Origin of the sequence: Laribacter hongkongensis DSM 14985 (genome assembly GCF_000423285.1) — a bacterium.
GTDB lineage: Bacteria > Pseudomonadota > Gammaproteobacteria > Burkholderiales > Aquaspirillaceae > Laribacter > Laribacter hongkongensis.
The window spans coordinates 194,151-219,657 of sequence record NZ_AUHR01000006.1; the positions used below are offsets into that span (position 1 = coordinate 194,151).

The window sequence follows — 25,507 nt, forward strand, 5'->3', positions numbered from 1 at the left end:
CGCGCATGAACATTCCTGATTTCACCGTCCCGGCACCGCTGGCCGGCCTGCACCGCATGCTGCCCAAGCGGCCGCCATCCATGGCACTGGCCGCAGCACTGAACCTGGCCGCCGGCCGTGGCGTACTGCCGGTCGATACCGTGGCCCTGCTGGAAGGACGCAGCTTCGTGGTCGAAGCCACCGATGCCGCGATCAGCGCCTGCTTTACCGTGCACAACGGCAGCTTTTCGGCCATCGACCGGCCCGAGACGCCAGACCTCTACTTTGGCGCCAAGGCCTGCGACTTTGCCCGGCTGGCACTGCGCGAAGAAGATCCGGACACGCTGTTTTTCTCGCGCCGCCTCGACATCGAGGGCGACACCGAGCTGGGCCTGATCGTCAAGAACCTGCTCGACAGCATTGACTGGTCCGAAACGCCCTTCGCCCGCTTCATGGCGCATTGAGCCGCTTCTCTCCTGCCAAACGCCCCGGTCATGCCGGGGCATTTTTCATGATGCCGGTTCCTCTGGCCGGATACCCGAACGGCCAGACGGCCGGCTTGCAGCCGGCCGTCTCATGGACAAGGGGAATGCAGCACCACAACTGTCGTCAGCCGAAATGCACCTGGTTGTCATCGAAGCTCTGGATGATCGCCAGCGACTCCACCCGGATGCCGTGTGCCTCGATCTTGCTGCGACCGGGCTGGAAGCCCTTTTCGATCACGATGCCCACACCGACCGGTTCGGCACCGGCCTGACGCACGATGTCGATCAGGCCGCTGGCGGCTGCACCGTTGGCGAGGAAATCGTCAATGATCAGCACTTGCTCGCCCGGCCGCAGGTAACGCTTGGAAACGCGCACCTTGTAGGAGGTCTGCTTGGTATACGAGTACACCTCGGACTCGAAGGCTTCGGCATCCAGATTGAGGCTCTGGGTCTTCTTGCCGAACACGACCGGCACGAAGCCGAAATACTGGCTGGCAATGGCAGCCACTGCGATACCGGAAGCTTCGATGGTGAGGATCTTGTCGATTCTGGTACCGGCAAAACGCTCGGCAAACGCCTGGCCGATGTCGTTCATCAGCCGTACATCGATCTGGTGATTGAGGAAGTTGTCGACCTTGAGGATATGGCCGTCGAGCAGGCGGCCTTCGTCGATGATTTTGCGCTTGAGGGTTTCCATGATGGAGGGCGGGCGGGGAAACACGATAAAGCGCGCAATTCTACCGGGTACGCACGGATTACCCCAAGCCTGTCTGGCGGAAATCAGACCAACGATGGCGGGTACCGAACTCGACGTCATCATCCGCAGCATCAGGGAGAACGGTAACCGCCTCTCCAGCAAGCTGTTCAAACGTTACCCCCTGCTGGAACACAAGCCTGACCTGGCGGCGAAGATTGTTGCCATCTCGTGGATGCGTTTTCCGGAGCGGGTCCAGTTGGAGGCACGCTATAAAACAAGGCTCGCTACCTGGCGAGCATCTCCTTTCACACCGTCGGGCATATGACTCCCCTTGCTCAATCTGCCCCGGGTGGAGGAGCAGGCCACACCGTGCGGCAGGGACTGCCCTGCTCACGAGACATCAGCCCGCGCGGACTCCATGCTTCGGCAGCCCGCTTGTAATGTGCAGCTGCCAGTACACGTAGCCGCAAAGATTACATGCCCACCAAAGCCGCTTCTGCACGCAGCCAGTCAAACAACTCGCGCACAAGAGGAGAACGGGGTTCGCATTCTGTCCGTGACATCCACCAGCCCTGACCAGGCAAGCGGACGTATTCGGGCAACAAGACCAGCCCCCTTGCTCCAATGCCTCGCTGGCCAGCACGTACGACATGCAGGCAATACCCGCTCCCCGCTTCACACTGCCCGGCAGCAAACGTGCGTCATCGTAGATCATTTCTTTGCGAAAACCTGCCTGGGACCTGGTCGAATTTTTGTGTAAACGGGGTTTAGGTTACGCCTGTGGAATGCGTTCCTCGAACGATCCTATGCGGATGGCGGCACAAGCCATTAGCCGTATCGAGGCCGCCCGCTATCCGATGCCAAACGCGATCATCTGTACCGGGCACGGGAGCCTGTCGCCAACGGGTTGAACCTCCGCGAGGCGTGCCGCACTGGAAAACAGCCCTCTGCGCCGCCTTATTAGGCGGCGCAGAGGGCTGTTCAGCCGACTCCTGAAATTTCGTGCAGTCGCCTTCTGAAAATGACAGCCACTGCTCAGGCCAGCATCACCTGCGCGACCAGCAACAGCGCACCGAAGCCAAGCACGAAACCGACCATCGGCAGAACGAAGCGCACCCAGTGGTTGAAGCGCATGCCCAGCATCTGCGTGGTCGCCAGCACGAGGCCGGTCGGCGCGAGGAAGAGCATCGCGTACTGGCCCCAGTTGTACGCCGAGACGACGATGTAACGCGGGATGCCGACAGTATCGGCCAGTGGCGCCATGATAGGCATCGACAGCACGGCAAGGCCGGATGAGGACGGCACCACGAAGCCCAGCAGGGTGAAGACCAGCATCTGCGCCACCGCAAACACGCTGCCGTGCATGCCGGCCACCAATCCCGACGCGTAATGTAGCAGGGTGTCCGAAATCATGCCTTGGTCGAGCACGATGTTGACGCCACGAGCGAGGCCGATGATCAGCGATACCCCGACCAGCTCTGATGCTCCCTTGGTGAAGGCCTCGACCAGCTTCTTCTCGGCCTCACCCGAGATGAACATGATGATGATCGCAATGGAGAGGAAGGAGGCGGCCATCTGCGGGAACCACCAGCCTCCGGCCATCACCCCCCACACCATCAGCGGGAACGCCGCGACAAACAGGGTGAGAATCAGCTTGCGGCGCAGCGTCAGGGGTTCGGCCTCGGTCAGCGAGCCGCCTTCCAGGAAGCGCGCGCGGAAGGCCGCGCTGTCCTCGTAGGTGTACGAGAAGCCCGGGTCGGCCTTAAGCCGCTTGCAGTACCAGTAGAGGTAGCCAATCACGGTCGCGGTGCCGACTACCAGGCCGAACGTCCGCCACAGGATACCCTCGGTAAACACGATGCCGGCCGCGTTCGAGGCGATCACCACCGAGAACGGGTTGATCGTCGAAAAGGTGGTGCCCATCGACGCGGCGAGGAAGATGGCACCGACGCAGACGATGGAGTCATACCCCAACGCGAGGAAGATCGGCACCAGGATGGGGTAGAAGGCGACGGCCTCTTCTTCCAGCCCACAGGTGGTGCCGCCCACTGCCATCACCGTGCACACCGAGGCGACGAACAGGAACTCATTGCCCTGTGCCTTCTTCGAGAGCGCAACCAGGCCCGCGTTGAACGCGCCGGTCGCGTTGACCACGCCGATCAGCCCACCCAGCACCAGGATGAACACGATGATGTCCACTCCCTCAATGGTGCCCTTGACCATGCTCTCGGTCACGTCAGCGAGTCCCTTGGGCGACTGCGCGAGCCGCTCGTAGGTGCCGGGGATGGCGATCGGCTTGCGGATGGTGCCGTCGACGAATTGCTTGACGTCAATGCTGACGCCCAGCCGGTCAAGTTCGGCCTGCGTCGCCGGCACCTTGTAGCTCGCCCCGGTCGGCGGCGTAACCACCAGTGCTTGCGCGGGCTTGTCGTACGCCAGCTTGGCGAAGGAGCCGGCGGGGACGATCCAGGTCAGGATGATGGCGATCAGCATGATCAGGAACAGGATGCTGAAGGCGGACGGAAAAGTCTTGAACAGCCGTCGGGGCGAGGTCGTGGTACTCATGCGACGATCCTTGTCGATGTCACCCGGAAAACCGGTAGGCAAGGTCGCGCGCGGCAGGGCGGCAGGCATGTGCCGACCACAGGCAGCCGGCTTATGGCTGGCTGGTCGTGGAGGCGACCCGTGAAATCGATAGCGCTATCGCAAGCGCCACCATACGCCGATAGCACTTTTAGACAACCATGTTGACGCACACAATATTTGATTGGCGTCAAGCATCAGTTAATTTTAAGGGGGGGTTGTTGCAGAACTCCCCTGCCGGGGCTGTCCAGCTGGCTGGCGAAGTAGACTCGCCACATGAATCCGCACAAGCCCCGCTACCGCACCACTAACTGACCCGAAGACAACCACAGCCTGCAAAGCCGGAGCAATTTGACGATCTGGCTGCCACCTGACACGCCCTGACCGGGGGAACGTACCGGGGTCAACGGGCGTCCGCCGGTCTATACCGATGCCGCCATTCAAACGGCGCCGACGCTGAAAGCATTGTTCAAACTGGCCTTGCGGCAAGCCATCCTGACTGTCTACATCCCGGTTTGCTGCCGGACTGAACCCTTATACCTGCTGGTCGACAGCACGGGTCTCAAGATTTGCGGCAAGAAAGAATGGAAGGTCAAAAAGCATGGCTCCGGGTACTGCCGGGCCTGGTGCAAAGTCCATCTGGCCATTGATGCCGCCACCTTGGATGTCCGGGCAGCGAAGATGACCGACTATCGTCAGGACGACGCTGAGCAAGCAGAAGCACGGCTGTCGCAACTGAATCTGGCGGAGCCGTTGGCGAGTGTTAGCGGTGATGGCGCTTACGATACTGTACCGCTCAGATACCTAGGACAGTCCGGTCCTGTGTTTCAGGAGGCCTCATCCAAGGATGAAGAGTTTTCCTGTCGTGACAGATCAGTTTTTTGCAAGTATCCCGTGTTGCATGGCGTTGAGCATTAGCAAATTGGCATTGCTTAATTTTAGGGGTGCATCATGCTGGAGTTGCTGATTGGCTTTGCGGTAACGGCCGTGGTCGGCCGCTACATTTTCAAAGGCCACTCGCCAACCGGGGTGCTAATGGTGGGCGGGGTTCTCCTGCTCGCGGTAGCGGCCTGGCTGGGGCAGCCGGTATTGCCCGACAAAGTGGAAGCCACCGGGCCGGTCATGACGGATATCGTCGAATTCATCAAGCCTCTGCGGTCAAACCGGTCGGCTGATCTTGGCCTGATGATCATGGTGCTGTGCGGTTTTGCGGCCTACATGACCCACATCGGCGCCAACGATATGGTGGTTAAACTGGCCGCCCGCCCGCTGGGGGCGATCAAGTCGCCGTATGTGCTGATGGTCGCCGCGTATTTCGTCGCCTGCGTCATGTCGCTGGCAGTGTCATCGGCCACCGGCCTGGGCGTGTTGCTGATGGCGACGCTGTTCCCGTTGATGGTCAACATGGGCATTAGCCGTGGTGCTGCAGCAGCCATTTGTGCTTCGCCGGTCGCCGTCAACCGCACCTGCTGTTCAACAACTGCGAGCACTTCGTGACCTGGTGCATCCAGGAACGGGCCGAAAACCGGCAGGTGAGTATGGCTGCAACGACACTGGGTTCGGCAGCCTTGTCGGTACGGGCCCTGCCGCTGCTGTGCTCGTCACGCTGGCTGGATCCGTTCCTGACCGCTCCGGCTCCCGGTCTGGGGCGGCTGATTGAAACAGTGAGCTCCGGGCAACTGGCCGTCACGGCTGCTCAGGTTCTGGGGCGGGTTGTACGGGTGGCAGGAAGATTTTGAACAGCACAGGGCATTGCGGCATATCCCCTCCACCCAGTCCGGCTGGAGGGCAACAGCAGATTTCTTTTTTAACCACCACGTCTCGTTTCGAGCATGTTTCAAGAGAACCAAGATCCTTCCCCATACAGCACGGCAAGAAACCTGCTCTCCCGTGCAGCCAAAACTGGCTACACCGTGGCTACATAGCCTGGAAAAGCAAAAGGCCAACTCGGTTGAGTTGGCCTTTTGCTTGATTATTTGGTGGCGAATCAGGGACTCGAACCCCGGACCTGCGGATTATGATTCCTGAGTGAAAATACAACAAATCAAAGAGATAAGCGTTTTTTTGCTCCGCAAAACCATGGTGAGAGCACCTCTGAAAGTCAATAACGGCGGGGGGCGTTATTTTTTTGCGGAGCAAATAACCCTTCCATAATTCGTACCCTATGCGTCAGCTTTCGACCCAAACCGGGAGTAACGTTTTCCGAAAAGCAGACATTCAACACTCAAGTTCAACGACAGCGGAATACTCTGTATGTAGGACACCAATTGGCATGTGACTGTAATGAAAATTATATGGTGAAGTGCTACCAAACCATTCCCGCCGCAAATTTTATTATTGTCAGTCTGCGCTGAGGGAAATGGATTTTGAGAGTGAAAAGATACTTTCCGGTTGAAGATGTTTTCGGAATGCAGGATGAATCTCCCAGTCGTAGCCAAAATCACGAAACTCGGAAGAAATATATCTATTCTCTTCAAAGTACTTTCTTTCAATTAACCCATCTTTGCCGTGATCTTTTCTTGCTACTAGGAAGTTGATCTTATACATGAATTGAGCCAACTCTTTAGTAGAGGCTTTTTTTCCACTTGAAAATGTGAATGAGCCTTGCTGGCAAATATTGGCAAGCTTCTTGTTTAGAGAGTCTGTGCTATAGATCCAGCCCATGCCTTCCTTAACTTCCTTAGCTGTTGGCCTCATGCCTTCAATTAGTCTCTGAATCTGAGGAAGTTCACTCTTGTATTCATTGAACGTATCTTGCGACCGGCCTTGTGAGTACTCTTCGAATATTCCTTCAAAATCTTCAGTGTAGATTTTATTTTCTTCACGCTCATGAGCGTGCCGTGCAGCCAGAGAGCACAACTTCACTAGGTCTCTAGGTCGTCTCCTGATGAGGGTCATGAGAATTCTATGTATTGGGGCACTCTCCCATTTCCCTACTCCATTAAATCTTTCCTCCATAATAGGCAATAAAAACTTCGCCAATTCACTTTGTGGCAATTTTTCTAATTTATCAGGTGGTGTGCGCCCAAAAAACGTCTCCACTCTTTTTGCGAGTAGAGCGAGAATTTCATGATTGGTCCAAGAGAACCAGACAACTGACCCTTCGGTTTTGTCTGTAGATTCATCCGATGTACGATACAAAAAATAAACATCAGACCTAAGTGCAACTCTAAACTGAATCCCTGGATATTCAGTACACATATCAAGAACGGCACTTAAGAGGGCTGATATTCTATTAATCTCATCTTTCTTTGCCGCCCAGCCTCGATCAAGATCATCGATGTATACCCGTATTTTTTTCTTCTCCAAAAATCGTTTCGCAATGCTTTCTTTAGTTGGAGCAATATTTACTCCTGCCTTATCAAGCAACCCTGAAATTGAGTCGTGAATCAGGTTGAGCAACTTTCCACCTGGTTGCGTGAACAGTTGCATTGTTGCATTGTCACCGATTCCAAAATCCTCAAGTACTTTATTTCCAATCACTTGTGAAAGCCCGGTCTTCCAATCTTTTATACGCTGAAGGAAGTCTATATTACTCTTTGCAATCGCCACAACATCGTCCGGCTTAATGAGGACCGGCAATACTCCATTCATATAGTCTTCATGCATGGCATATCTTATCAGGGCGGATTTTCCAACACCCTTGTGGCCGACGATAATTCTCAAAGGAAGGTCTGCCGTAACTCGGCTATAAACTTTACCCTTAAAGTAATATTCCCGAAGTCGCTCAATGTTTTCGTAATCAGCAGCCTCGTTGCCAAAAAGTTTTTCTATTGTCGCATCATCAAAGGTTATTATATTCTGGTTCATATCTTGTTCTCGGCGGGATGTTTGGTGCTGTTCTGGATTACCGGGCAAGCCGTGCATATTAATATGCTTAGGTCACTTGCAGTCTCATGGAGAAAATTCCAAGTCATGCGCAATCATACGGACGGCACCAGAAAAGGATCAAGATTTTGCATGCTAGCAGGCCGTTGAAATACTGGCGTCTCGAACCCCGATCAGCGACGATGCAGGCAAACACTCCAGATGGAAGGACGCAGAATGCGCGGAGCGGACGGTTATAACGAAGCCTTGTTCAGCACCATCCGGCTTGAGGAATTCGTTCCCGCCAACCATCCGCTGCGACCTGTCCGGACCTGGCTCAACGAAGCCCTGGCCCGTATGGATGCCCGCTTCTCGGTAATGTACAAGGCCGATGTCAAAGGCGGACGACCAAGCATCGCACCCGAGAAACTGATGCGAGCCATGATGCTGCAGGTGCTGTACAGCATTCGCAGCGAGCGACTGCTCGTCGAGCAGATTTCCTACAACCTGCTGTTCCGCTGGTTTGTGGGCCTGTCGATTGAAGACACGGTGTGGCACCACTCTGTCTTCAGCAAGAACCGTAACCGGCTGATTGCCTTTGATGCTGTCACCGAATTGTTCAATGCCACCGTCGAGATGGCGGCGTCGCAAGGATTGCTGTCGGGCGAGCACTTCAGCGTCGACGGCACCCTGATCCAGGCCTGGGCCAGCCACAAGAGCCTACGGCGAAAGGATGGCAGCGATGATGACCGGCCACCGGGCAACTGGCATGGCGAGAAGCGCAGTAATGCCACCCATGCTTCCGTGACCGATCCCGGGAGCAGGCTGTACCGCAAGAGCAGCGTGGCCCCGGCCCAGCTGAGTTACCTCGGCCATGTCCTGACCGACAACCGGCACGGCCTGGTGGTCAATGTGCGGGCCAGCACCGCTGACGGTTACGCCGAACGTGAGGAGGCAGCCACCCTACTGGCTGATGTCTGCCGACCGGATGCCCGCGTCACGGTCGGGGCCGACAGGAACTACGACACACGAGGCTTCGTCAGTGCCTGCCGGAAGATGAACGTGACGCCGCATGTGGCGCGTAATACACGGCGAAAGGGAGGCAGTGCCATCGATGGCCGAACCACACGCCATCGCGGCTACGCCATGAGCCAGCGCCGGCGCAAATGCATCGAGCAGTGCTTTGGCTGGGGCAAAACCATCAGCCCGATCCGTCAGGTGATGGTGCGGGGTTTGGCAAAGGTGGATCAGTTACTGACGCTGACGATGGCGGCGTACAACCTGACGCGGCTGCGGACGTTGGCCGCATTGCGTCCGCAGCTGTCGTGAGTGGGGCAATACCGGGGAAATCCACCGCCAAAGTGCCATCTGATGGCGGATTCTGGCTTGAATTGGCCGGGGAAACGGCAACTGGGGACAATCAAGGCTGGGTCATGCGTAAGCAAAAACAGGAATACGCTCGGCTGACGGGTATTTCAACAGCCTGCTAAGAGCATTTTCGCGCGGAGGCCCGGTTACCAAAGTCCTGTCATACGCACATCCCTAGTGTCGGCTTTCAGGATGGTTCCTAGTAGGCCGCTCATGGACGAAAGCCGCTAATCCCAAGTCGCTAGCATAATGGCATTTTTGAGCCTTTCCAGACTCAAATTGGTTTTGGCTTGATGAAGAACAGGCGAATGGCAAAAATGGTTTTGCGGAGCAAATTTCCGTCTAGTCGTGCAGGTAACTTATTGATAGAAAATACTTAGATTTTCCAGAGGGGAGAAAATTGCGAAGCATGCTCCGCAATTGCGAAGCAAAGCAAAAGGGGTTACGTTTGCACGTAACCCCTTGAATACTGGTGGCGAATCAGGGACTCGAACCCCGGACCTGCGGATTATGATTCCGTCGCTCTAACCGACTGAGCTAATTCGCCGTATTTCCCCCGTTTGGGAGAGCCCGAATATTAGAGAGGCACCGGTTGCCTGTCAACACCCTCACGCAAAAAATTCACGCACGGCGCCCGGCCGGTAGTACCGGCCCGGTCTGCGCCCGGACCTGTCCGCCAGCCTTGCGCCGAGACCCTCTCTGCAATCACCGATGCCGGACTCCCGATACTTCATGACAGAAGCGGCACAACGGCAGACTGCCGGCGTGACCAGACCCGCATCCGCACCAGCCGCCTGCATAAGCCGGCAGACATGCCAGAAAACCACTTGCCCGGACCGGCATTGGCACCAACCACACATGCGGATACCTGCCTAACAGCAATGCAGCCCGCACCCCGGCACATGCCCGCGCCTGGAACCAACGAAAAACAGACGGGTTGCCGGGCACCGGCCAGACCAGAGCGTGTGTCATGCATGGCACTTCACTTAGGGCAATGCCAAAGAGGCCGGCTTGCCGGAAATGACCATCCACCGTCCACCCGAACCAACAGCACAATGCAATTAAAATATTGATTAGCAACGTATTTTTGTCTTGACATTGACGTTTACTGCATGACTTTTGCTTACATTGGTAAAACACGAAGTAAACATCAGTACTTGATTATTTAATTTGTGAATAACGGGTCATACAGTCCGGAGGCATCAAGCAGGCAAGCCGGTCGCCACTCTCCGCCCGGCCGGCCTGCGCCAGTCCAACGGAGAAAACCATGTCCCAAACCATGCCCTGCCTGTTTGTCGATCTGCCCGTAGTACGCGCCAACACCCGGGCGATGGTGGAACTGTGCCATGCCTCCGGCATTCGCCCGGTCGGCATCACCAAACTCGCCTGCGGCGCACACCCGGTCGCCGAAGCCCTGATCGACGGCGGCATCGACATCATCGGCGACTCGCGCATCGGCAACCTGGAAAAACTCCAGGACCTGCCCGCCCGCAAGCTGCTGCTGCGCATCCCGTCGGTCAGCCGGGCAGTGGACGTGGTGCGTTACGCTGACCTGTCGCTCAACTCCGAACCACACACGGTACGGGCCCTGTCCGCCGCTGCCATCGCACTGGGACGCACGCACGGCGTGATCGTCATGCATGACCTCGGCGACCTGCGCGAAGGCTGCTTCAGCGCCGACGACACCGTTGCACTGGCCCGGCTGGTCACCGAGCTGCCGGGGCTGGAGCTGGAAGGACTGGGCACCAACCTCGCCTGCTATGGCGGCGTCGAGCCCACCACCGAAAACCAGCAGCAGCTGGTGGATCTGGCACGCCGGATCGAACGCGAACTGGGCGTGCAGCTACGCACGATTTCCGGCGCCAGCTCGGCCGCCCTGCCGCTGCTGCTGCGCGGCGGCCTGCCCGCCGGCATCAACCAGCTGCGGCTGGGCGCATCGCTGCTGATGGGCATCGGCCTCAACGACGACCCGATCCCCGGCACCCGGCAGGACACCATGCGGCTGGCCGTCGAAATCGTCGAACTCAAGTTCAAGCCCTCGGTGCCGGTCAACTCCACCGCACTGGACGCCTTCGGCCACAAGCCGGAATTCGAGGACCTCGGCATCCGCCAGCGCGCCATCTGCGCCATCGGCAAGCAGGACGTCAACTTTGCCGACCTGACTCCGCTGGACCCGGCCGTCCGCATCATCGGCGGCAGCTCGGACCACCTGATCGTCGATGTCACCGACGCCAGCCAGCCCTGCCAGGTGGGCGACGCGCTGTATTTCTCCCTCAGCTACGGCGGCGCCCTGCAATGCATGACCTCCGAGTACGTGCGCAAAGAATTTCTTCACTAAGCGTTTTGATCCGGATTTTTCCGCCTGAAAGGAAAGCATCATGACCGAACTCGTCCATGGCGCCAGCGCCGTGCCGCCCGCCGCGGCGGCTCCCGCTGCTGCGGCCCCCAAACTCAAGCTCGGCGCGCTGACGGCCCTGGTGGTCAGTGCCCTGATCGCCGCCGGCATTTTCTCGCTGCCGCAAAACATGGCCGCATCGGCCGGCGCCGGCGCCATCATGATCGGCTGGGGCATCACCTTTGTCGGCATGCTGATGCTGGCCTTCGTGTTCCAGACCCTCGCCAACCGCAAGCCGGAAGTCGAAGGCGGCGTGTACGGCTATGCCCGTGCCGGTTTCGGCCCCTACATGGGCTTCAACTCGGCCTGGGGTTACTGGATCTCGGCGTGGATCGGCAACGTGTCCTACTACGTGGTGATCTTCTCGGCACTCGGCTCGTTTTCCTCGATGGGCTTCTTCGGTGACGGCAACACCCTGCCGGCCATCCTGTGCTCGTCGGCCCTGCTGTGGGGCTATCACGCACTGATCTGCCGCGGCATCCAGGGTGCAGCGCTGATCAACATCATCACCACCGTAGCCAAGCTGATCCCGCTGGCACTGTTCCTGGTGCTGGTGGTGGTGGCCTTCCGCATCGAAACCTTTACCCTGGATTTCTGGGGCCGTCCGGAACTCGGCAGCCTCGTCGACCAGGTCAAGAGCACCATGCTGGTGACGACCTGGGTGTTCATCGGCATCGAAGGCGCATCGATCTTCTCCAGCCGCGCCGAAAAGATGGCCGACGTCGGCAAGGCCACCATGATCGGGTTTGCCCTGTCCATCCTGCTGTTCGTCGCCGTGTCGATGCTGTCGCTGGGCGTGCTGTCGCAGCCGGAACTGGCCGCCCTGAAAAACCCGTCCACCGCCGGCGTGCTCAAGGCTGCCGTGGGTGACTGGGGTGCAGCACTGATGAATGCCGGTCTGGTGATTTCGGTCGGCGGTGCCCTGCTGGCCTGGACCCTGCTGGCTGCCGAAGTGCCCTACCTCGCCGGCAAGGACGGCACCATGCCGGCCTTCCTCGGCAAGACCAACGCCAAGGGTGCGCCGGTCAACGCGCTGCTGCTCACCAACGGCCTCGTGCAGCTGTTCCTGATCATCACCCTCTTCAACGGCTCGGCCTATCTGGACCTGCTGCTGCTGGCCACCTCGATGATCCTGATCCCCTACCTGCTGTGCGCGCTCTACGCCGTCAAGATCGCCGTGCGCGGCGAAGGCTACGACGGCGACCTGCGGGCGGCCGGCAAGGACAAGCTGATTGCGCTGCTGGGTTCGGTCTACGGCTGCTGGCTGCTGTACGCCGCCGGCCCGAAATACCTGCTGCTGTCGATGGTGCTGTACGCCCCGGGCATCCTGTTCTACATCAAGGCCCGCCGTGAGCAGGGTGGCGTGCTGTTCACCCGCAACGAGCTGGTGCTGGCCGGCGTGGCCGTAATCCTTGGCCTGATCGCGGCATTCCAGCTGGCGACCGGCGCCCTGACCATCTAACCTGCCCTGTATTGCTCGATTCTTCAGACGCTCTCCGAATTGCGTTCTGCCCCACGGCCTGCCGTGGGGTTTTTTTCTGTCCGGCCCTGCCATCCGCCCGGCATGACCGGAGTATAATAAAACACTAATCTACGGTGTTTTCGCCAGATTCCTGAGGGTGGATGTGCGTCTGAACCAGTTTGACCTGCGGTTGTTGCAGATTTTTACCGTGATTGTCGACTGCGGCGGTTTTTCGGCGGCGCAGGTGCGCTTGGGCATGAGCCAGTCAACCATCAGCGGCAAGATGAGCGACCTGGAAACCCGGCTGGGCGTGCGCCTGTGCCAGCGTGGCCGCAGCGGTTTTCGCCTGACACCGGAGGGTGAAGCGGTCTACCAGGAAACCCTGCGCTTCCTGCGCCGGGTAGACGAATACGAAAGCCGGGTCGGCCAGCTGCGCGGCCAGATCAACGGCCATGTGGACATCGGCGTGGTCGACACCATCGCCATGAATCCGCTGTGCCGGTTGCCGGCAGCACTGGCCGGATTCCGGCAGCGCTATCCGGAGGTGACGCTGACGCTGGAAGTGCTCGCCACCAGCGACATCGAGGCCGGACTGTTGCAGGGCCGGCTCCAGCTCGGCCTGTGCTCCAGCGACCAGGAGCGTCCCGGCCTGCTGTACCTGCCGTTGTTCCGCGAGCGCCAGCGCCTGTATGCCGCCCCCGGTCATCCGGTGTTCTGCCGCACCACGCCACCGTGCCAGCGCCAGGACCTGCTGCCCTATGCGCTGGCCGGACGCGGGCAGCCGGACATCACGCCGCTCGACGAAAACGACGGCTACCGCACGCCGGTACAGTCAGCCTCGATGGAAGGCACGGCGCTGCTGCTGCTGGCTGGCGAGCTGATCGGCTACCTGCCCGAGCACTTTGCCGCGCCGTGGGTGGCCAGCGGGGCACTGCGCTGCATCGACCTGCCGGAGCTCGACTACTACCCGGCCTTTACCCTGACCCGCCTGCGTTACGGGACGCCCGCACAGGCCACCCGGCTGCTGGAGGAGGCGATCCTGGCCGAACACGTGGCCGCAGCCAGCGATTGAGGCGGCAACCACCGTCGCTTTGACGGTGGCGAAGGCAGGGCGCGATGTTACAATCGTGGCAAGCGATTCATTTCCCAACAAAAAACCGGCGCACGGCGTCGGTTTTTGGCTTTTGCCCCTCATGAAAAAGCTCTATATCAAGACCTTCGGCTGCCAGATGAACGAGTACGACTCGGACAAGATGGCCGACGTGCTCGGCCTCGCCGAAGAAATCGTCAAGACCGACAGCCCGGACGACGCCGACATCATCCTGTTCAACACCTGTTCGGTGCGCGAAAAGGCGCAGGAAAAGGTGTTTTCCGATCTGGGACGGGTACGCCCGCTCAAGGAAGCCCGGCCCGACCTCATCATCGGTGTCGGCGGCTGCGTGGCCAGCCAGGAGGGCGACACCATCGTCAAGCGTGCGCCCTACGTGGACGTGGTCTTCGGCCCGCAAACCCTGCATCGCCTGCCGCAGCTGATCAGCCAGCGCCGTGAAAGCGGCGCGGCCCAGGTGGACATTTCCTTCCCGGAAATCGAAAAGTTCGACCACCTGCCGCCGGCCCGGGTCGAAGGCGCGGCTGCCTTTGTCTCGGTCATGGAAGGCTGTTCCAAATACTGCACCTTCTGCGTGGTGCCCTACACCCGCGGCGAGGAAGTCAGCCGCCCGCTCGACGACGTGCTGACCGAAGTGGCCGGCCTCGCCCAGCAGGGAGTGAAGGAAATCACCCTGCTGGGGCAGAACGTCAACGCCTACCGCGGCGCCATGGCCGACGGCGAGATTGCCGACTTTGCCTGCCTGCTCGAGTGCGTGCACGAAATCCCCGGCGTCGAGCGCATCCGCTTTACCACCAGTCACCCGCGCGAATTCACCCCGCGCATCATCGACTGCTATGCCCGCCTGCCCAAGCTGGTGTCGCACCTGCACCTGCCGGTGCAGTCCGGCGCCGACCGCGTGCTGGCGGCCATGAAGCGCGGCTACACGGCGCTGGAATACAAGTCGATCATCCGCAAGCTGCGCGCCATCCGGCCCGACCTGTGCCTGTCGTCGGATTTCATCGTCGGCTTCCCCGGCGAAACCGACGAGGATTTCGAAAAGACCCGCAAGCTGGTTGAAGAGCTGGAGTTCGACGCCAGTTTCGTCTTTATCTACAGCCCGCGCCCCGGCACGCCGGCCGCCGACCTGCCCGACGACACGCCGCACGAGGTCAAGGTGAAGCGTCTGCAGACACTGACCGAACTGCTGGACCGCAAGACGTTTGAAATCAACCAGTCGATGGTGGGAACGGTGCAGACCGTGCTGGTCGAAGGAATCTCGCGGCGGGACAGCAGCGAGCTGGCGGCGCGCAGCGCCAACAACCGCATCGTCAACTTCGTCGGCCAGCCGCGCCTGATCGGCCAGATGGTCGAAGTGGTCATCACCGAAGCCCTGCGCCACAGCGTGCGCGGCGAAATCCTCACCCTCGAAGACTGAGGCCGCAAGATACCGACATGTCCACTCCGATCGAAACCATCAGCTTTTCCCCGGTCGACAACGCCCGGCTCATGAACCTGTGCGGTGCACTGGACGACAACCTGCGCCAGATCGAAACCGCGCTGGACGTGGCCATCACCCGCCGCAACGAAAAGTTCAAGATCGCCGGCCGGCGTTCCCGCGAGGCGGCGCAGGTGCTGGAATCGTTCTACCTGCGCGCCACCCGGCCGCTGGATGTGGAAGACGTCCAGCTCGGTCTGGTCGAACTCAAGCGCGGCATGGAGCCGCTGGCGCAGGAAGGTGTTGATGGCGGCACGCCGGTGCTGATGACCCGCAAGGGCGACCTGTTTGGCCGCACACCGGGGCAGAACGTCTATATCAAGGCGATCCAGAACCACGATGTCACCTTCGGCATCGGCCCGGCCGGCACCGGCAAGACCTACCTGGCGGTGGCCAGTGCGGTGGATGCCATGGAGCGCGATGCGGTCAAGCGCATCGTGCTGGTGCGGCCGGCGGTGGAAGCGGGCGAAAAGCTCGGCTTCCTGCCCGGTGACCTGGCGCAGAAGGTCGATCCCTACCTGCGCCCGCTCTACGACGCGCTGTACGACCTGATGGGCTTTGACCGGGTGGCCAAGCTCTTCGAGAAAAACCTGATCGAAATCGCCCCGCTGGCCTACATGCGCGGGCGCACGCTCAACCACGCCTTCATCATTCTGGATGAGGCGCAGAACACCACGCCGGAACAGATGAAGATGTTCCTGACCCGCATCGGCTTCGGCTCGAAGGCGGTCATCACCGGCGACATCACCCAGATCGACCTCGCCCGCCACCAGAAAAGCGGGCTGGTCGAAGTCGAGCGTATCCTCAAGGGGGTGCGTGGCATCGCTTTCCACCATTTCGAAAGCTGCGACGTGGTGCGCCACCCGCTGGTGCAGAAGATCGTCGATGCCTACGACAGCTGGCAAAAGCAACACGAACCGAAAGCAGACGCATGAAACTTGCCAAGACCCGCTTCCGCCCGGCTCCGCGCGAGCTGGACCTGAACATTGATTATCGCGTGGCCGCCACCGGCCTGCCGCGGCCGTCCGATTTTGCCCGCTGGGTGAGCGCGGCCCTGCAAGGGCGCAGCCGCGCGGTGCAGATCGGCCTGCACGTGGTCGACAATGCCGAGGGGCAGCGCCTGAATGCCGAATACCGCGGCAAGGATGCCGCCACCAACGTACTGAGCTTCGCCCTCAACGAAGGCGACGAGGCCATCGCCGGCCTGCCGCTGATGGGCGACATCGTGCTGGCCGCCGAGGTGGTGGCACGCGAAGCGGCCGAGCAGGACAAGGATCTGCATGCCCATTATGCTCACCTCACCGTGCATGGCATGTTGCATCTGCAAGGCTACGATCATGAAACCGATGCCGAAGCCGAGACCATGGAAGCTCTTGAAACCGTCATCCTCGCTCGCTTAGGATACACAGACCCCTACGCCGTGGAGCATTGACCGCCTGCTATGGAAACGGACGATCCCAGTCATAAACCGTCCTGGCTTGAACGCCTGTCTACCCTGCTGCTGCGCGAACCCGAGGACCGGGAGGAACTGGTCGCGCTGCTGCACTCCGCCTTCGAGCGCAACCTCCTCGACGCCGAGGCGCTGGCCATGATCGAAGGCGTGCTGGAAGTCTCCGAGTTGGCCGTGCGCGACGTGATGGTGCCGCGCAGCCAGATGGACGTGGTCAGCGTCGACGACGCGGTCGAAACCTTCCTGCCCTATGTCATGGAAACCGCCCACTCGCGCTTTCCGGTGATCGGTGACAGCAAGGACGAAGTGCTCGGCATCCTGCTGGCCAAGGACCTGCTGTCGTACTTTGCCGACCGCGACGCCTTCGACCTGCGCGACAGCCTGCGCCCGGCCGTGTTCATCCCCGAATCCAAACGCCTGAACGTGCTGCTGCGCGAATTCCGCCAGACCCGCAACCACATGGCGATCGTGGTGGACGAATACGGCGGCGTGGCCGGCCTGATCACCATCGAGGACGTGCTGGAACAGATCGTCGGCGACATCGAGGACGAATACGACTTCGACGAAACCGAGTCGCACATCGTGCCGGGCAAGAACGGCCGCTGGCGCGTCAAGGCCATCACCGAACTCGACGACTTCAACGACTATTTCCACACCGGCTTTGCCGGCGACGGCATCGACACCGTCGGCGGACTGGTGGTGAACGAGCTCGGACACCTGCCCAAGCGCGGTGAAACCGTCGACCGGCAAGGCTGGCGCTTTACCGTGCTGCGTGCCGACAGCCGCCGGGTGCAGATGCTGCTGGTGGAAAAACTGCCCGAGCCGGTCCGGCCTGCGGCAGACGCCTGATACCCCGGCCTGGCCGGACATCATGACCGGACGGCAGGTGTTTCACCTGCCGTCACCTGTTTGTGTGGAAACCCGATCCGTGCGAATCCTGCTTGTTGCCCTGCTGGCCGGCCTGGCCTATCCGCTGACGCTGGCGCCTTATCACCTAGGCTGGCTGATGCCGGTGCTGCTGGCCGTACCGGTCCGCCTGTCCATCGGTGCCAGCCCGCGCCGCGCCTTTGCCGCAGGCTATGTCTGGGCGCTGGCCGGCTTTACCGCCAGCTTTTACTGGACCTACCTCAGCCTGCACGACATCGCCGGACTGCCCGCCCTGCTGGCCGCCCCGCTGACCCTGCTGCTGCCAGCCTGGCTGGCGCTGTTTCCGGCGCTGGCACTGGCGCTGGCCGCCCGCTGGGCCCGCCGCAGCGACCGGCCGACCGGCACCTGGCTGCTGGCATTTCCGCTCCTGATGACGCTGGCCGACTGGCTGCGCGGCTGGGTGATCACCGGGTTTCCGTGGGGAGCACTGGGCTATACCCAGGTGCCGGACGGTCCGCTGGCCGGCTACCTGCCGGTCACCGGCATCTTCGGCCTCAGCTGGATGGTGGCCCTGACTGCCGCCGTGCTGGCGTGGCTGTTCTGGCTGCGCCAGACCGACAATACCAGGCCGCAACGGCGGCCGATCGCCCTGACAGTGCTGCTGGTGGCCACCCTGTGGAGCGGCGGCGTCGCCCTCAAGCAACGGGAGTGGACGCATCCGGTCGGCAAACCGCTGACCGTGTCGCTGGCGCAGGGGGCAATTCCGCAGTCGCTCAAGTGGGACCCGGACGCTTTCGGCCTGACCCTGCGTGTATACGCCGAGCAGGTTGCCACCGCCCGCGGCCGCCTGATCATCCTGCCGGAAACCGCCTTTCCGCTGATGTACGACGAAATGCCGGCGCAGTACGTCAATGCCCTGCGGGACATGGCGGCCGCCAAGGGAGCCGAGCTGGTCACCGGCGCGCCCACCCGGCTGGCGGACGGCCGCTATTTCAACAGCGTGGTCAGCGTCACCGGACGCGAACAACGCTACAGCAAGGACCACCTGGTACCGTTCGGTGAATTCATCCCGCTGCCATGGCTGACCGGCTGGCTGTACCGTTTCATGGACATCCCGCTGTCGGGCTTCACCCCCGGCGGCACGCAGCAGACACCGCTGACGCTGGCCGGCGAACGGGTTGCCTTCAACGTCTGCTACGAAGACAGCTTTGGCGAAGAGCTGATCGGACCGGCCCGCGAGGCCACCCTCCTCGCCAACGTCAGCAACATGGCGTGGTTCGGCAACAGCAACGCGGCCTGGCAACACCTGCAACTGGCACAGACCCGGGCACTGGAAACCGGGCGCCCGATGGTGCGCGCCACCAATACCGGCCTGACTGCGGCCATCGACCACCGCGGCCAAGTGCTGGCCGAGATGCCGCAATTCACCCGTGGCGTGCTGGAGGTAACGGTACAGCCGCGCAGCGGCCTGACACCCTACATGCGCTGGGGCAACCTGCCGGTCGTGCTGGCGGCCCTGGCCGGACTGGCGCTGTGGTGGGGCTGGACGCGCCGGCAGGGCCGGAAAAACCGCTGACCAGACAGGGAACGGCTCCTGGCAAATGACGCTGCCAGATCTTGCCCGGGAGCGGACACGCTGCGCTCCTTGAGGCCAACGGCGGCAGGGTTGCCAGCCACGGGAAAGGGGCTGCTACGTCCAGCAGCACGGCATTGGCACCGGCAGCAAACCGTTCCTGAGCCTGCCCGTATGCGGGTACGGGGACCTGTACGAGAAGGAACCGCGGGAACCTGCTGACGCACGGTCCCGTACGCGGGCAACGGGGAGGCCGCCACCGCCACAAGAGCCTGCCATGCCCCCTTGGAATGCAAGCCCCGCACGGTGGCCCCGTTCAGGCGCCCTTGCTGCGGGCCGGCCGCAGCTCACAATCGGACGCCCGCTCCCTCACTCGGCCCCGTGGCGGTCGTCGAACGGCTTGTGCACCCCGCGCTGGAGATGCACGAACTTGCGTTCCAGCCAGTCGACCCCGACAAGGATGCCGAGGATGAAGAAGGTCAGCACGATGGCCGGGACCGACAGGTTGAGGCCGATCATCGCACCCAGTGCAGCCAGCACCCACACCGTCGCCGCCGACGTGGCACCGATCACGACGCCGTTTTGCGTCATCATCACGCCAGCGCCCAGAAAACCGATCCCGGTCACCAGTTGCCCCAGCACACGGGCCTGGTCTGCGGCCTGCGGGCTGATGGCGCAGCTCAGCTCCAGAAAACAGTAGCTGCCGAGGATGATCAGGGACGAGGTCCGGATGCCAATCGGCTTGCCGCGCAGCTGGCGCTCGATGCCGATCAGGAAACCGCACAGCAGGCAGGTCAGCAGGCGGCTCCAGGTCAAGGGTGCGATGTCAGGCATGGCCATGCTCTTTCAAGTTGGTTGCCGGTGGGTCGCATGGTCAGGGTGATGAGGGGCAGATGCCCGTCAGCCTGCACGACAGGACGATGAAAGCATCCTGCCGCAGCCAGCACAATCCCCGCGTGCCGGTATCGGCTCCGGCCACGCCGGCCAGACCCGGAGGACAATCCGGCGCCGGGCCCCGCCCTTGAGCCGGGCAATACCCTTCTTCCTCCGCGACCTGCCGGCTCCGGCCCGGTCCTCTGCGGACATGCGCCTTGGCCAGGCCGTGCAGCCATGCCCAACGGCATGGTCCGGCGGATGCTCTTCACACGCACCCGGCCCGGCAGGTCCGTACCAGACCCCGTCCGGATGACTCCGGCAATACCGCCCGGGGCCAGCGGCCCGGTGGCGGGCCCGTCACCCCGGTTTGCCCGACCTCTTCCGGCCCCGCGCGGCAACCCGCCGCTTGCACATGCTCCGCCCGACCGGCCGCTCCCGGCAAAAGCCCGCCCCCCTGGCTACAGTGCAGGCATGTCCCTCACCCGAAGCGCCCGCCATGGCCGACGATAACCTGCTTGCCACGCTGGATGCCCTGATCGGAGCCAACCAGGACCGTCGCGGCGCGCTGCTGCCCTTGCTGCACGCCATCCAGGCGCAGTTCGGCTACATCCCGGATGCGGCCGTGCCCCGGCTGGCGCAGGCCTTGCGCCAGTCCCGTGCCGACATAGACGGCGTCATCAGCTTTTACCGCGACTTCCGCCGCACGCCGCCCAGAGCGCACACGCTGCGCCTGTGCCGTGCCGAGTCCTGTCAGGCCATGGGCGCCGATACCCTGGCGCACCTGCTGGACCACGCCCTGGCTGCCGACGGCCCGGTGGCCTGCGAGCCGGTGTACTGCCTCGGTGCCTGTGCCTGTTCACCGGCACTGGAGCTGGACGGCCGGCTGCATGCCCGCGTTACGCCCGACAGGTTGCTGGAACTGCTGGCCCGGCTGGAGCAGCAGCCATGACGGCGCAGGTGCATGTTGCCTGCGACTCGGTCGCCTGTGCCGTCGGCGCCGATGCACTGGCCGAGACCCTGATCCAGGAAGCCGGCCGGCGCGGCATGCCGCTGGAGGTGGTCCGTACCAGCTGCCGCGGCCTGTACTGGCTGGAACCGCTGGTCGAAGTGGACACCGCGCAGGGGCGGGTGGCCTACGGCCCGGTGCCGGCCGGCGATGTCGCCGGCCTGTTCGATGCCGGTTTTCTCGATGGCGGCGCCCACCCGGCGCGGATCGGCGACCTGGAGCAGCATCCTTTCCTCGCCCGCCAGCAACGGCTGGTATTTGCCCGCGCCGGGCTGACCCGGCCGCTGTCGCTATCGGACTATCTGGCCACCGGCGGCTACGCCGGCCTGCAACGCTGGCTGTCGACCGGGGCTGATGCCTTCTTGCAGGCGCTGGAAACCTCCGGCCTGCGCGGCCGGGGCGGCGCGGCGTTTCCGGCCCACATCAAGTGGCAGGGAGTCCGGCGGGCGCATGCGGTGGAAAAGTTCGTCGTCTGCAACGCCGACGAAGGCGATTCAGGCACGTTCGCCGACCGCATGCTGCTGGAAGGCGACCCGTATGCGCTGATCGAAGGCATAACGCTGGCCGCCCTGACGGTCGGTGCCCGCCAGGGCTACGTCTACATCCGCTCCGAATACCCGCGCGCCATCGAGCATATGCGCGAAGCCATTGCCCAGGCCCGGCAGGCCGGCTATCTGGGAGACAACATCCTGGGCAACGGGCAGGCCTTCGAGCTGGAGGTCCGCTGCGGTGCCGGCGCCTATATCTGCGGCGAGGAATCGGCCCTGCTGGAGTCGATCGAAGGCCGGCGCGGCATGGTGCGGCCCCGGCCGCCACTGCCGTCCGAGGCCGGCCTGTTCGGCCAGCCGACCCTGGTGCACAACGTCATGACGCTGGCGGCCATACCGTTCATCGCCCGCGAGGGCGGCGAGGCCTTCAGCCGTTACGGCAGCGAACGTTCGCGCGGCACGCTGGCCGTCCAGCTGGCCGGCAACCTGCGCCAGACCGGGCTGGTGGAAACCGCCTTCGGCCTGCGCCTGTCCGAACTGCTGCACGATTTTGGCGGTGGCTCGGCCAGCGGCCGCCCGATCAAGGCGGTCCAGATCGGCGGCCCGCTCGGCGCCTGGGTGGCACCGGCCGATTTTGACCTGCTGCTGGATTACGAAGCGTTTGTTGCCCGCGGGGCACTGGTCGGCCACGGCGGCGTGGTGGCGGTGGACGACCGCGCCGATCTGGCCGACCTAGCCCGGCTGGCCCTGCATTTTTGTGCCGAAGAATCCTGCGGCAAGTGCACGCCCTGCCGCGTGGGCACCGTGCGTGCCGGTGAGCTGGTCGACCGCATCCGCACCGGCCTGCACCCGGACGATGACGTGGAACTGCTGACTGAACTGTGCCAGACCATGCGCGATGCCTCGCTGTGCGCGCTGGGCGGCATGGTGCATTTTCCGGTCCTGAGCGCCCTGCGCCAGTTCCCCCGCGATTTCGGCCTTGCTGACCGGACCTGAGGCATTCCGCATGAAAAACCTCTCCACCCCGGATCTGGGCACCCCGGCCGTCGCCGGTCCGGCCAGTCTGACCCTGACCATTGACGGCAAACCGGTCCGGGTCGCACCCGGCACGTCAGTCCTGCGCGCGGCAGCGCTGGCCGGCTCGCCCGTTCCCAAGCTGTGCGCCACCGATACGCTGGGGGCGTTCGGCTCCTGCCGCATGTGCCTCGTGGAAATCGAGGGCCGTCGCGGTACGCCGGCATCGTGCACCACGCCCTGCGAAGACGGCATGGTGGTACGCACCCAGTCTGCGCAGCTGGCGCGCCTGCGCCGCGGGGTGATGGAGCTGTACCTGTCGGACCACCCGACCGACTGCCTGACCTGCGCCAGCAACGGCAACTGCGAATTGCAGGATACGGCCGGTGAAGTGGGCGTCCGCGCCATCCGTTACGGCCAGCAGGGCGCCAGCCACCTCGGCGATGCACTGGACATTTCCAGTCCGTATTTCACCTACGACCCGGGCCGCTGCATCGTCTGTTCGCGTTGCGTGCGTGCCTGCGAAGAGGTCCAGGGCACCTTTGCCCTCAACCTGCTCGACCGCGGCTTTGCCACGCGCATCGGGTTTGCCGGCCCGGACCTGATGGGATCGGAATGCGTATCGTGCGGCGCCTGCGTCGAGGCATGTCCGACCGCCTCCCTGGTGGAAAACACGGTGATCCACCGCGGCCAGCCGACCCACAGCGTAACCACCACCTGTGCCTATTGCGGCGTCGGCTGCTCGCTCAAGGCCGAGCTCAAGGGCGAGCAGGTGGTCCGCATGGTGCCGGACCGCGCCGGACACGCCAATCATGGTCATGCCTGCATCAAGGGCCGCTTTGCCTGGGGCTATGCCACGCATCCTGACCGGGTGACCACGCCGCTGATCCGCGACCATGCCGACGATCCGTGGCGCGCCGTGGGCTGGGACGAGGCCATTGCCTTTGCTGCCGCCGGGCTGAAGCGGGTGCAGGCGCAATACGGCACGGAAGCCGTCGGCGCCATTGCCTCCAGCCGGTGCAGCAACGAAGAAGCCTATCTGGTGCAAAAGCTGGTACGGGCAGCGTTCGGCAACAACAACATCGACAACTGCTCGCGTGTCTGCCATTCCCCCAGCGAATACGGACTCAAGGCCAGCTACGGCGAGGCGGCCGGCACCCAGGATTTTGACTCGGTACGCGAGGCCGACCTGATCCTGGTCTGCGGCGCCAATCCGACCGATGCCCACCCGGTGTTTGCTTCGGCGCTGCGCCGGCGCCTGCGCGAAGGAGCCGGGCTGATCGTGATCGACCCGCGCCACACCGGCCTGCTGGATACCCTGCATGCCGGTACCGGCCTGCACCTGCAACTGCGTCCGGGCACCAATGTGGCCGTCCTGAACGCACTGGCCTACACCCTGATCGAGGAAAACCTGGGCAACACCGGCTTTGTCGGCGAGCGCTGTGATGAAACGTCCTGGCTGTCGTGGCGCGACTTCATCATGATGCCGGAACATGCCCCCGAAGCCGTGGCCGCCGAGTGCGGCGTACCGGCCGGACTGCTGCGCGAGGCGGCACGCCGTTACGGCCGCGCCGGCCGCGCCGCCATTTATTACGGCCTGGGCGTCACCGAGCACAGCCAGGGTTCGACCGGCGTCATGGCACTGGCCAACCTTGCGCTGGCCACCGGCCACCTCGGCCGGGACGGCGTGGGCGTCAACCCGCTGCGTGGCCAGAACAACGTCCAGGGTGCCTGCGACATGGGCGCTGTGCCGCACGAATTCACCGGCTACCGGCACATCGGCCTGCGCGAGGTGCGCGAAAGTTTCGAGGCAGAATGGGGCGTCATGCTGCCGGACACGCCGGGCCTGCGGATTCCGCAGATGTTCGACGCGGCGCTGGCCGGACAGTTCCGCGGGCTCTATTGCCAGGGCGAGGACATCGCCCAGAGCGACCCTGACAGCCAGCATGTGACCGCAGCACTGCGCGCCATGGATTTCATCGTGGTGCAGGACCTGTTCCACAACGAAACCGCCCGCTTTGCCCACGTGCTGCTGCCCGGCTCCAGTTTTCTGGAAAAGGACGGCACCTTCACCAATGCCGAACGGCGGGTGTCACGCATCCGCCAGGTGATGGCGCCGCTGGGCGGACTGGCCGACTGGCAGGTGACATGCGCCCTGTCGGCAGCGCTGGGGTATCCGATGCCCTACACGCACCCGTCGGAGATCATGGACGAAATCGCCCGCCTGACCCCGACCTTTGCCGGCATCAGCTACCCGCTGCTGGAACGGCTGGGCAGCGTGCAGTGGCCGTGCAATGCACTGGCCCCGGAAGGTACGACGGTCCTGCACCGCGATACGTTTACCCGCGGCCGCGGCATGTTCAACAACACCCGCTACGTCCCGACCACCGAGCAGGCCAGTGCGCGCTATCCGCTGATCCTGACCACCGGCCGCATCCTGCCGCACTACAACGTCGGCACCCAGACGCGGCGCAGCGCCAATGTGGCCTGGGCCGGACACGACCAGCTGCACATCCATCCGCTGGATGCGGCCTCGCGCGGCATCGGCAACGGCGACCGGGTGGAGCTGGCCAGCCGCAGCGGCCATACCAGCCTGTCGGCGCGGGTGACCGAGCATGTGCCGCCGGGAGTGGTATATGCGAGCTTCCACTTTCCCGACAGCCATACCAACCTGCTGACCACCGGCAACAGTGACTGGGCCACCAACTGTCCGGAATTCAAGGTTACGGCGGTCGAAGTCAGCCGGGAGGCCGGCGCGGCGACACCGGCGGGCTGAACGTGGTGCAGATTCTGGCCGGCGTGCCGGCCGGAGAGGGGTCCAAGGTACGCGGGTCTTGCATCGGGTTCCGCAGCCCGTGGCTGGCGGCAGCCG

21 protein-coding genes, 1 tRNA gene and 1 pseudogene are annotated in these 25,507 nt (G+C 62.6%); 18 read left to right on the forward strand and 5 right to left on the reverse strand.

Annotated elements, in window-relative coordinates:
- Positions 1-5 precede the first annotated feature (5 nt).
- Positions 6-443: a ubiquinone anaerobic biosynthesis accessory factor UbiT gene (ubiT, locus tag G542_RS0107950; RefSeq protein WP_012695793.1), complete on the forward strand. Its 438-nt coding sequence runs from the start codon at positions 6-8 to the stop codon at positions 441-443.
- Positions 444-588: 145 nt separating this feature from the next.
- Here the strand turns inward: ubiT and G542_RS0107955 are convergent, their stop codons facing one another.
- Positions 589-1,161 carry a xanthine phosphoribosyltransferase gene (locus tag G542_RS0107955; RefSeq protein ID WP_012695792.1) on the reverse strand — a complete coding sequence of 191 codons (573 nt, stop codon included), beginning with the start codon at positions 1,159-1,161 and terminating at the stop codon, positions 589-591.
- Between the two features lie 94 nt (positions 1,162-1,255).
- On the opposite strand from G542_RS0107955, the gene G542_RS18785 reads away from it, so the two are divergent.
- Positions 1,256-1,486, forward strand: coding sequence for a hypothetical protein (locus tag G542_RS18785; protein WP_162142345.1), 231 nt, complete (start codon positions 1,256-1,258; stop codon positions 1,484-1,486).
- Positions 1,487-2,196: 710 nt separating this feature from the next.
- On the opposite strand, the gene G542_RS0107965 is transcribed toward G542_RS18785, so the two are convergent.
- A complete protein-coding gene (locus tag G542_RS0107965; RefSeq protein ID WP_027823842.1) occupies positions 2,197-3,726 on the reverse strand; it encodes a YfcC family protein in 1,530 nt (509 codons plus the stop codon).
- 423 nt (positions 3,727-4,149) lie between these two features.
- On the opposite strand from G542_RS0107965, the pseudogene G542_RS19495 reads away from it, so the two are divergent.
- The 4 genes and pseudogenes from G542_RS19495 to G542_RS0107980 form a co-directional block, all read left to right on the forward strand.
- Positions 4,150-4,224: pseudogene (locus G542_RS19495) on the forward strand (hypothetical protein); the annotation flags it as partial.
- Positions 4,225-4,662, forward strand: coding sequence for a transposase (locus G542_RS18000; RefSeq protein WP_266105372.1), 438 nt, complete (start codon positions 4,225-4,227; stop codon positions 4,660-4,662).
- 33 nt (positions 4,663-4,695) lie between these two features.
- On the forward strand, positions 4,696-5,241 hold the full coding sequence (dcuC, locus tag G542_RS0107975) for a C4-dicarboxylate transporter DcuC (protein WP_027823843.1): 546 nt from the start codon (positions 4,696-4,698) through the stop codon (positions 5,239-5,241).
- A complete protein-coding gene (locus G542_RS0107980; RefSeq protein WP_027823844.1) occupies positions 5,238-5,483 on the forward strand; it encodes a hypothetical protein in 246 nt (81 codons plus the stop codon). The genes dcuC and G542_RS0107980 overlap by 4 nt, the downstream gene beginning before the upstream one ends.
- 601 nt (positions 5,484-6,084) lie before the next feature.
- Here G542_RS0107980 and G542_RS0107985 read toward each other — a convergent pair.
- Positions 6,085-7,611, reverse strand: coding sequence for a P-loop ATPase, Sll1717 family (locus G542_RS0107985; protein WP_211218803.1), 1,527 nt, complete (start codon positions 7,609-7,611; stop codon positions 6,085-6,087).
- Between the two features lie 177 nt (positions 7,612-7,788).
- On the opposite strand from G542_RS0107985, the gene G542_RS0107990 reads away from it, so the two are divergent.
- A complete protein-coding gene (locus G542_RS0107990) occupies positions 7,789-8,880 on the forward strand; it encodes an IS5 family transposase (RefSeq protein ID WP_027823846.1) in 1,092 nt (363 codons plus the stop codon).
- Positions 8,881-9,389: 509 nt separating this feature from the next.
- Here G542_RS0107990 and G542_RS0107995 read toward each other — a convergent pair.
- A tRNA-Met gene (locus G542_RS0107995) sits at positions 9,390-9,466 on the reverse strand.
- Between the two features lie 720 nt (positions 9,467-10,186).
- Between G542_RS0107995 and G542_RS0108000 the strand changes: the two genes are divergently transcribed.
- From G542_RS0108000 to lnt, 8 genes are all read left to right on the forward strand, one after another.
- Positions 10,187-11,257, forward strand: a complete 1,071-nt coding sequence (locus tag G542_RS0108000) for an alanine/ornithine racemase family PLP-dependent enzyme (protein WP_027823847.1) — start codon at positions 10,187-10,189, stop codon at positions 11,255-11,257.
- A gap of 40 nt (positions 11,258-11,297) precedes the next feature.
- Positions 11,298-12,776 carry an arginine-ornithine antiporter gene (gene arcD / locus G542_RS0108005; RefSeq protein WP_081666792.1) on the forward strand — a complete coding sequence of 493 codons (1,479 nt, stop codon included), beginning with the start codon at positions 11,298-11,300 and terminating at the stop codon, positions 12,774-12,776.
- 157 nt (positions 12,777-12,933) lie between these two features.
- Positions 12,934-13,848 carry a LysR family transcriptional regulator gene (locus G542_RS16330; RefSeq protein ID WP_051189972.1) on the forward strand — a complete coding sequence of 305 codons (915 nt, stop codon included), beginning with the start codon at positions 12,934-12,936 and terminating at the stop codon, positions 13,846-13,848.
- A 121-nt stretch (positions 13,849-13,969) separates the two neighbouring features.
- Positions 13,970-15,301, forward strand: a complete 1,332-nt coding sequence (gene miaB / locus G542_RS0108015) for a tRNA (N6-isopentenyl adenosine(37)-C2)-methylthiotransferase MiaB (RefSeq protein WP_027823849.1) — start codon at positions 13,970-13,972, stop codon at positions 15,299-15,301.
- A gap of 17 nt (positions 15,302-15,318) precedes the next feature.
- Positions 15,319-16,296 (forward strand): PhoH family protein, encoded by a 978-nt coding sequence (locus G542_RS0108020; RefSeq protein ID WP_027823850.1) that lies wholly within the window; start codon positions 15,319-15,321, stop codon positions 16,294-16,296.
- Positions 16,293-16,793 (forward strand): rRNA maturation RNase YbeY, encoded by a 501-nt coding sequence (gene ybeY, locus G542_RS0108025; protein WP_051189973.1) that lies wholly within the window; start codon positions 16,293-16,295, stop codon positions 16,791-16,793. Before G542_RS0108020 ends, ybeY begins: the two co-directional genes overlap by 4 nt.
- A 9-nt stretch (positions 16,794-16,802) precedes the next feature.
- Positions 16,803-17,660, forward strand: a complete 858-nt coding sequence (locus tag G542_RS0108030) for a CorC family transporter (protein ID WP_012695778.1) — start codon at positions 16,803-16,805, stop codon at positions 17,658-17,660.
- 79 nt (positions 17,661-17,739) lie between these two features.
- On the forward strand, positions 17,740-19,254 hold the full coding sequence (gene lnt / locus G542_RS0108035) for an apolipoprotein N-acyltransferase (RefSeq protein WP_244878692.1): 1,515 nt from the start codon (positions 17,740-17,742) through the stop codon (positions 19,252-19,254).
- Between the two features lie 366 nt (positions 19,255-19,620).
- Here the strand turns inward: lnt and G542_RS16335 are convergent, their stop codons facing one another.
- Positions 19,621-20,085 (reverse strand): MgtC/SapB family protein, encoded by a 465-nt coding sequence (locus G542_RS16335; RefSeq protein WP_012695776.1) that lies wholly within the window; start codon positions 20,083-20,085, stop codon positions 19,621-19,623.
- A 538-nt stretch (positions 20,086-20,623) separates the two neighbouring features.
- On the opposite strand from G542_RS16335, the gene G542_RS0108045 reads away from it, so the two are divergent.
- Genes G542_RS0108045 through fdhF form a run of 3 tightly spaced genes read left to right on the forward strand, consistent with a single transcriptional unit; the run spans position 20,624 to position 25,411 of the window.
- Complete coding sequence (locus tag G542_RS0108045) at positions 20,624-21,076, forward strand: NAD(P)H-dependent oxidoreductase subunit E (protein WP_027823853.1); 453 nt, start codon at positions 20,624-20,626, stop codon at positions 21,074-21,076.
- Positions 21,073-22,617, forward strand: a complete 1,545-nt coding sequence (locus G542_RS0108050) for a formate dehydrogenase beta subunit (RefSeq protein WP_027823854.1) — start codon at positions 21,073-21,075, stop codon at positions 22,615-22,617. The genes G542_RS0108045 and G542_RS0108050 overlap by 4 nt, the downstream gene beginning before the upstream one ends.
- Before the next feature lie 10 nt (positions 22,618-22,627).
- A complete protein-coding gene (fdhF, locus tag G542_RS16340) occupies positions 22,628-25,411 on the forward strand; it encodes a formate dehydrogenase subunit alpha (protein ID WP_081666793.1) in 2,784 nt (927 codons plus the stop codon).
- Positions 25,412-25,507 lie beyond the last annotated feature (96 nt).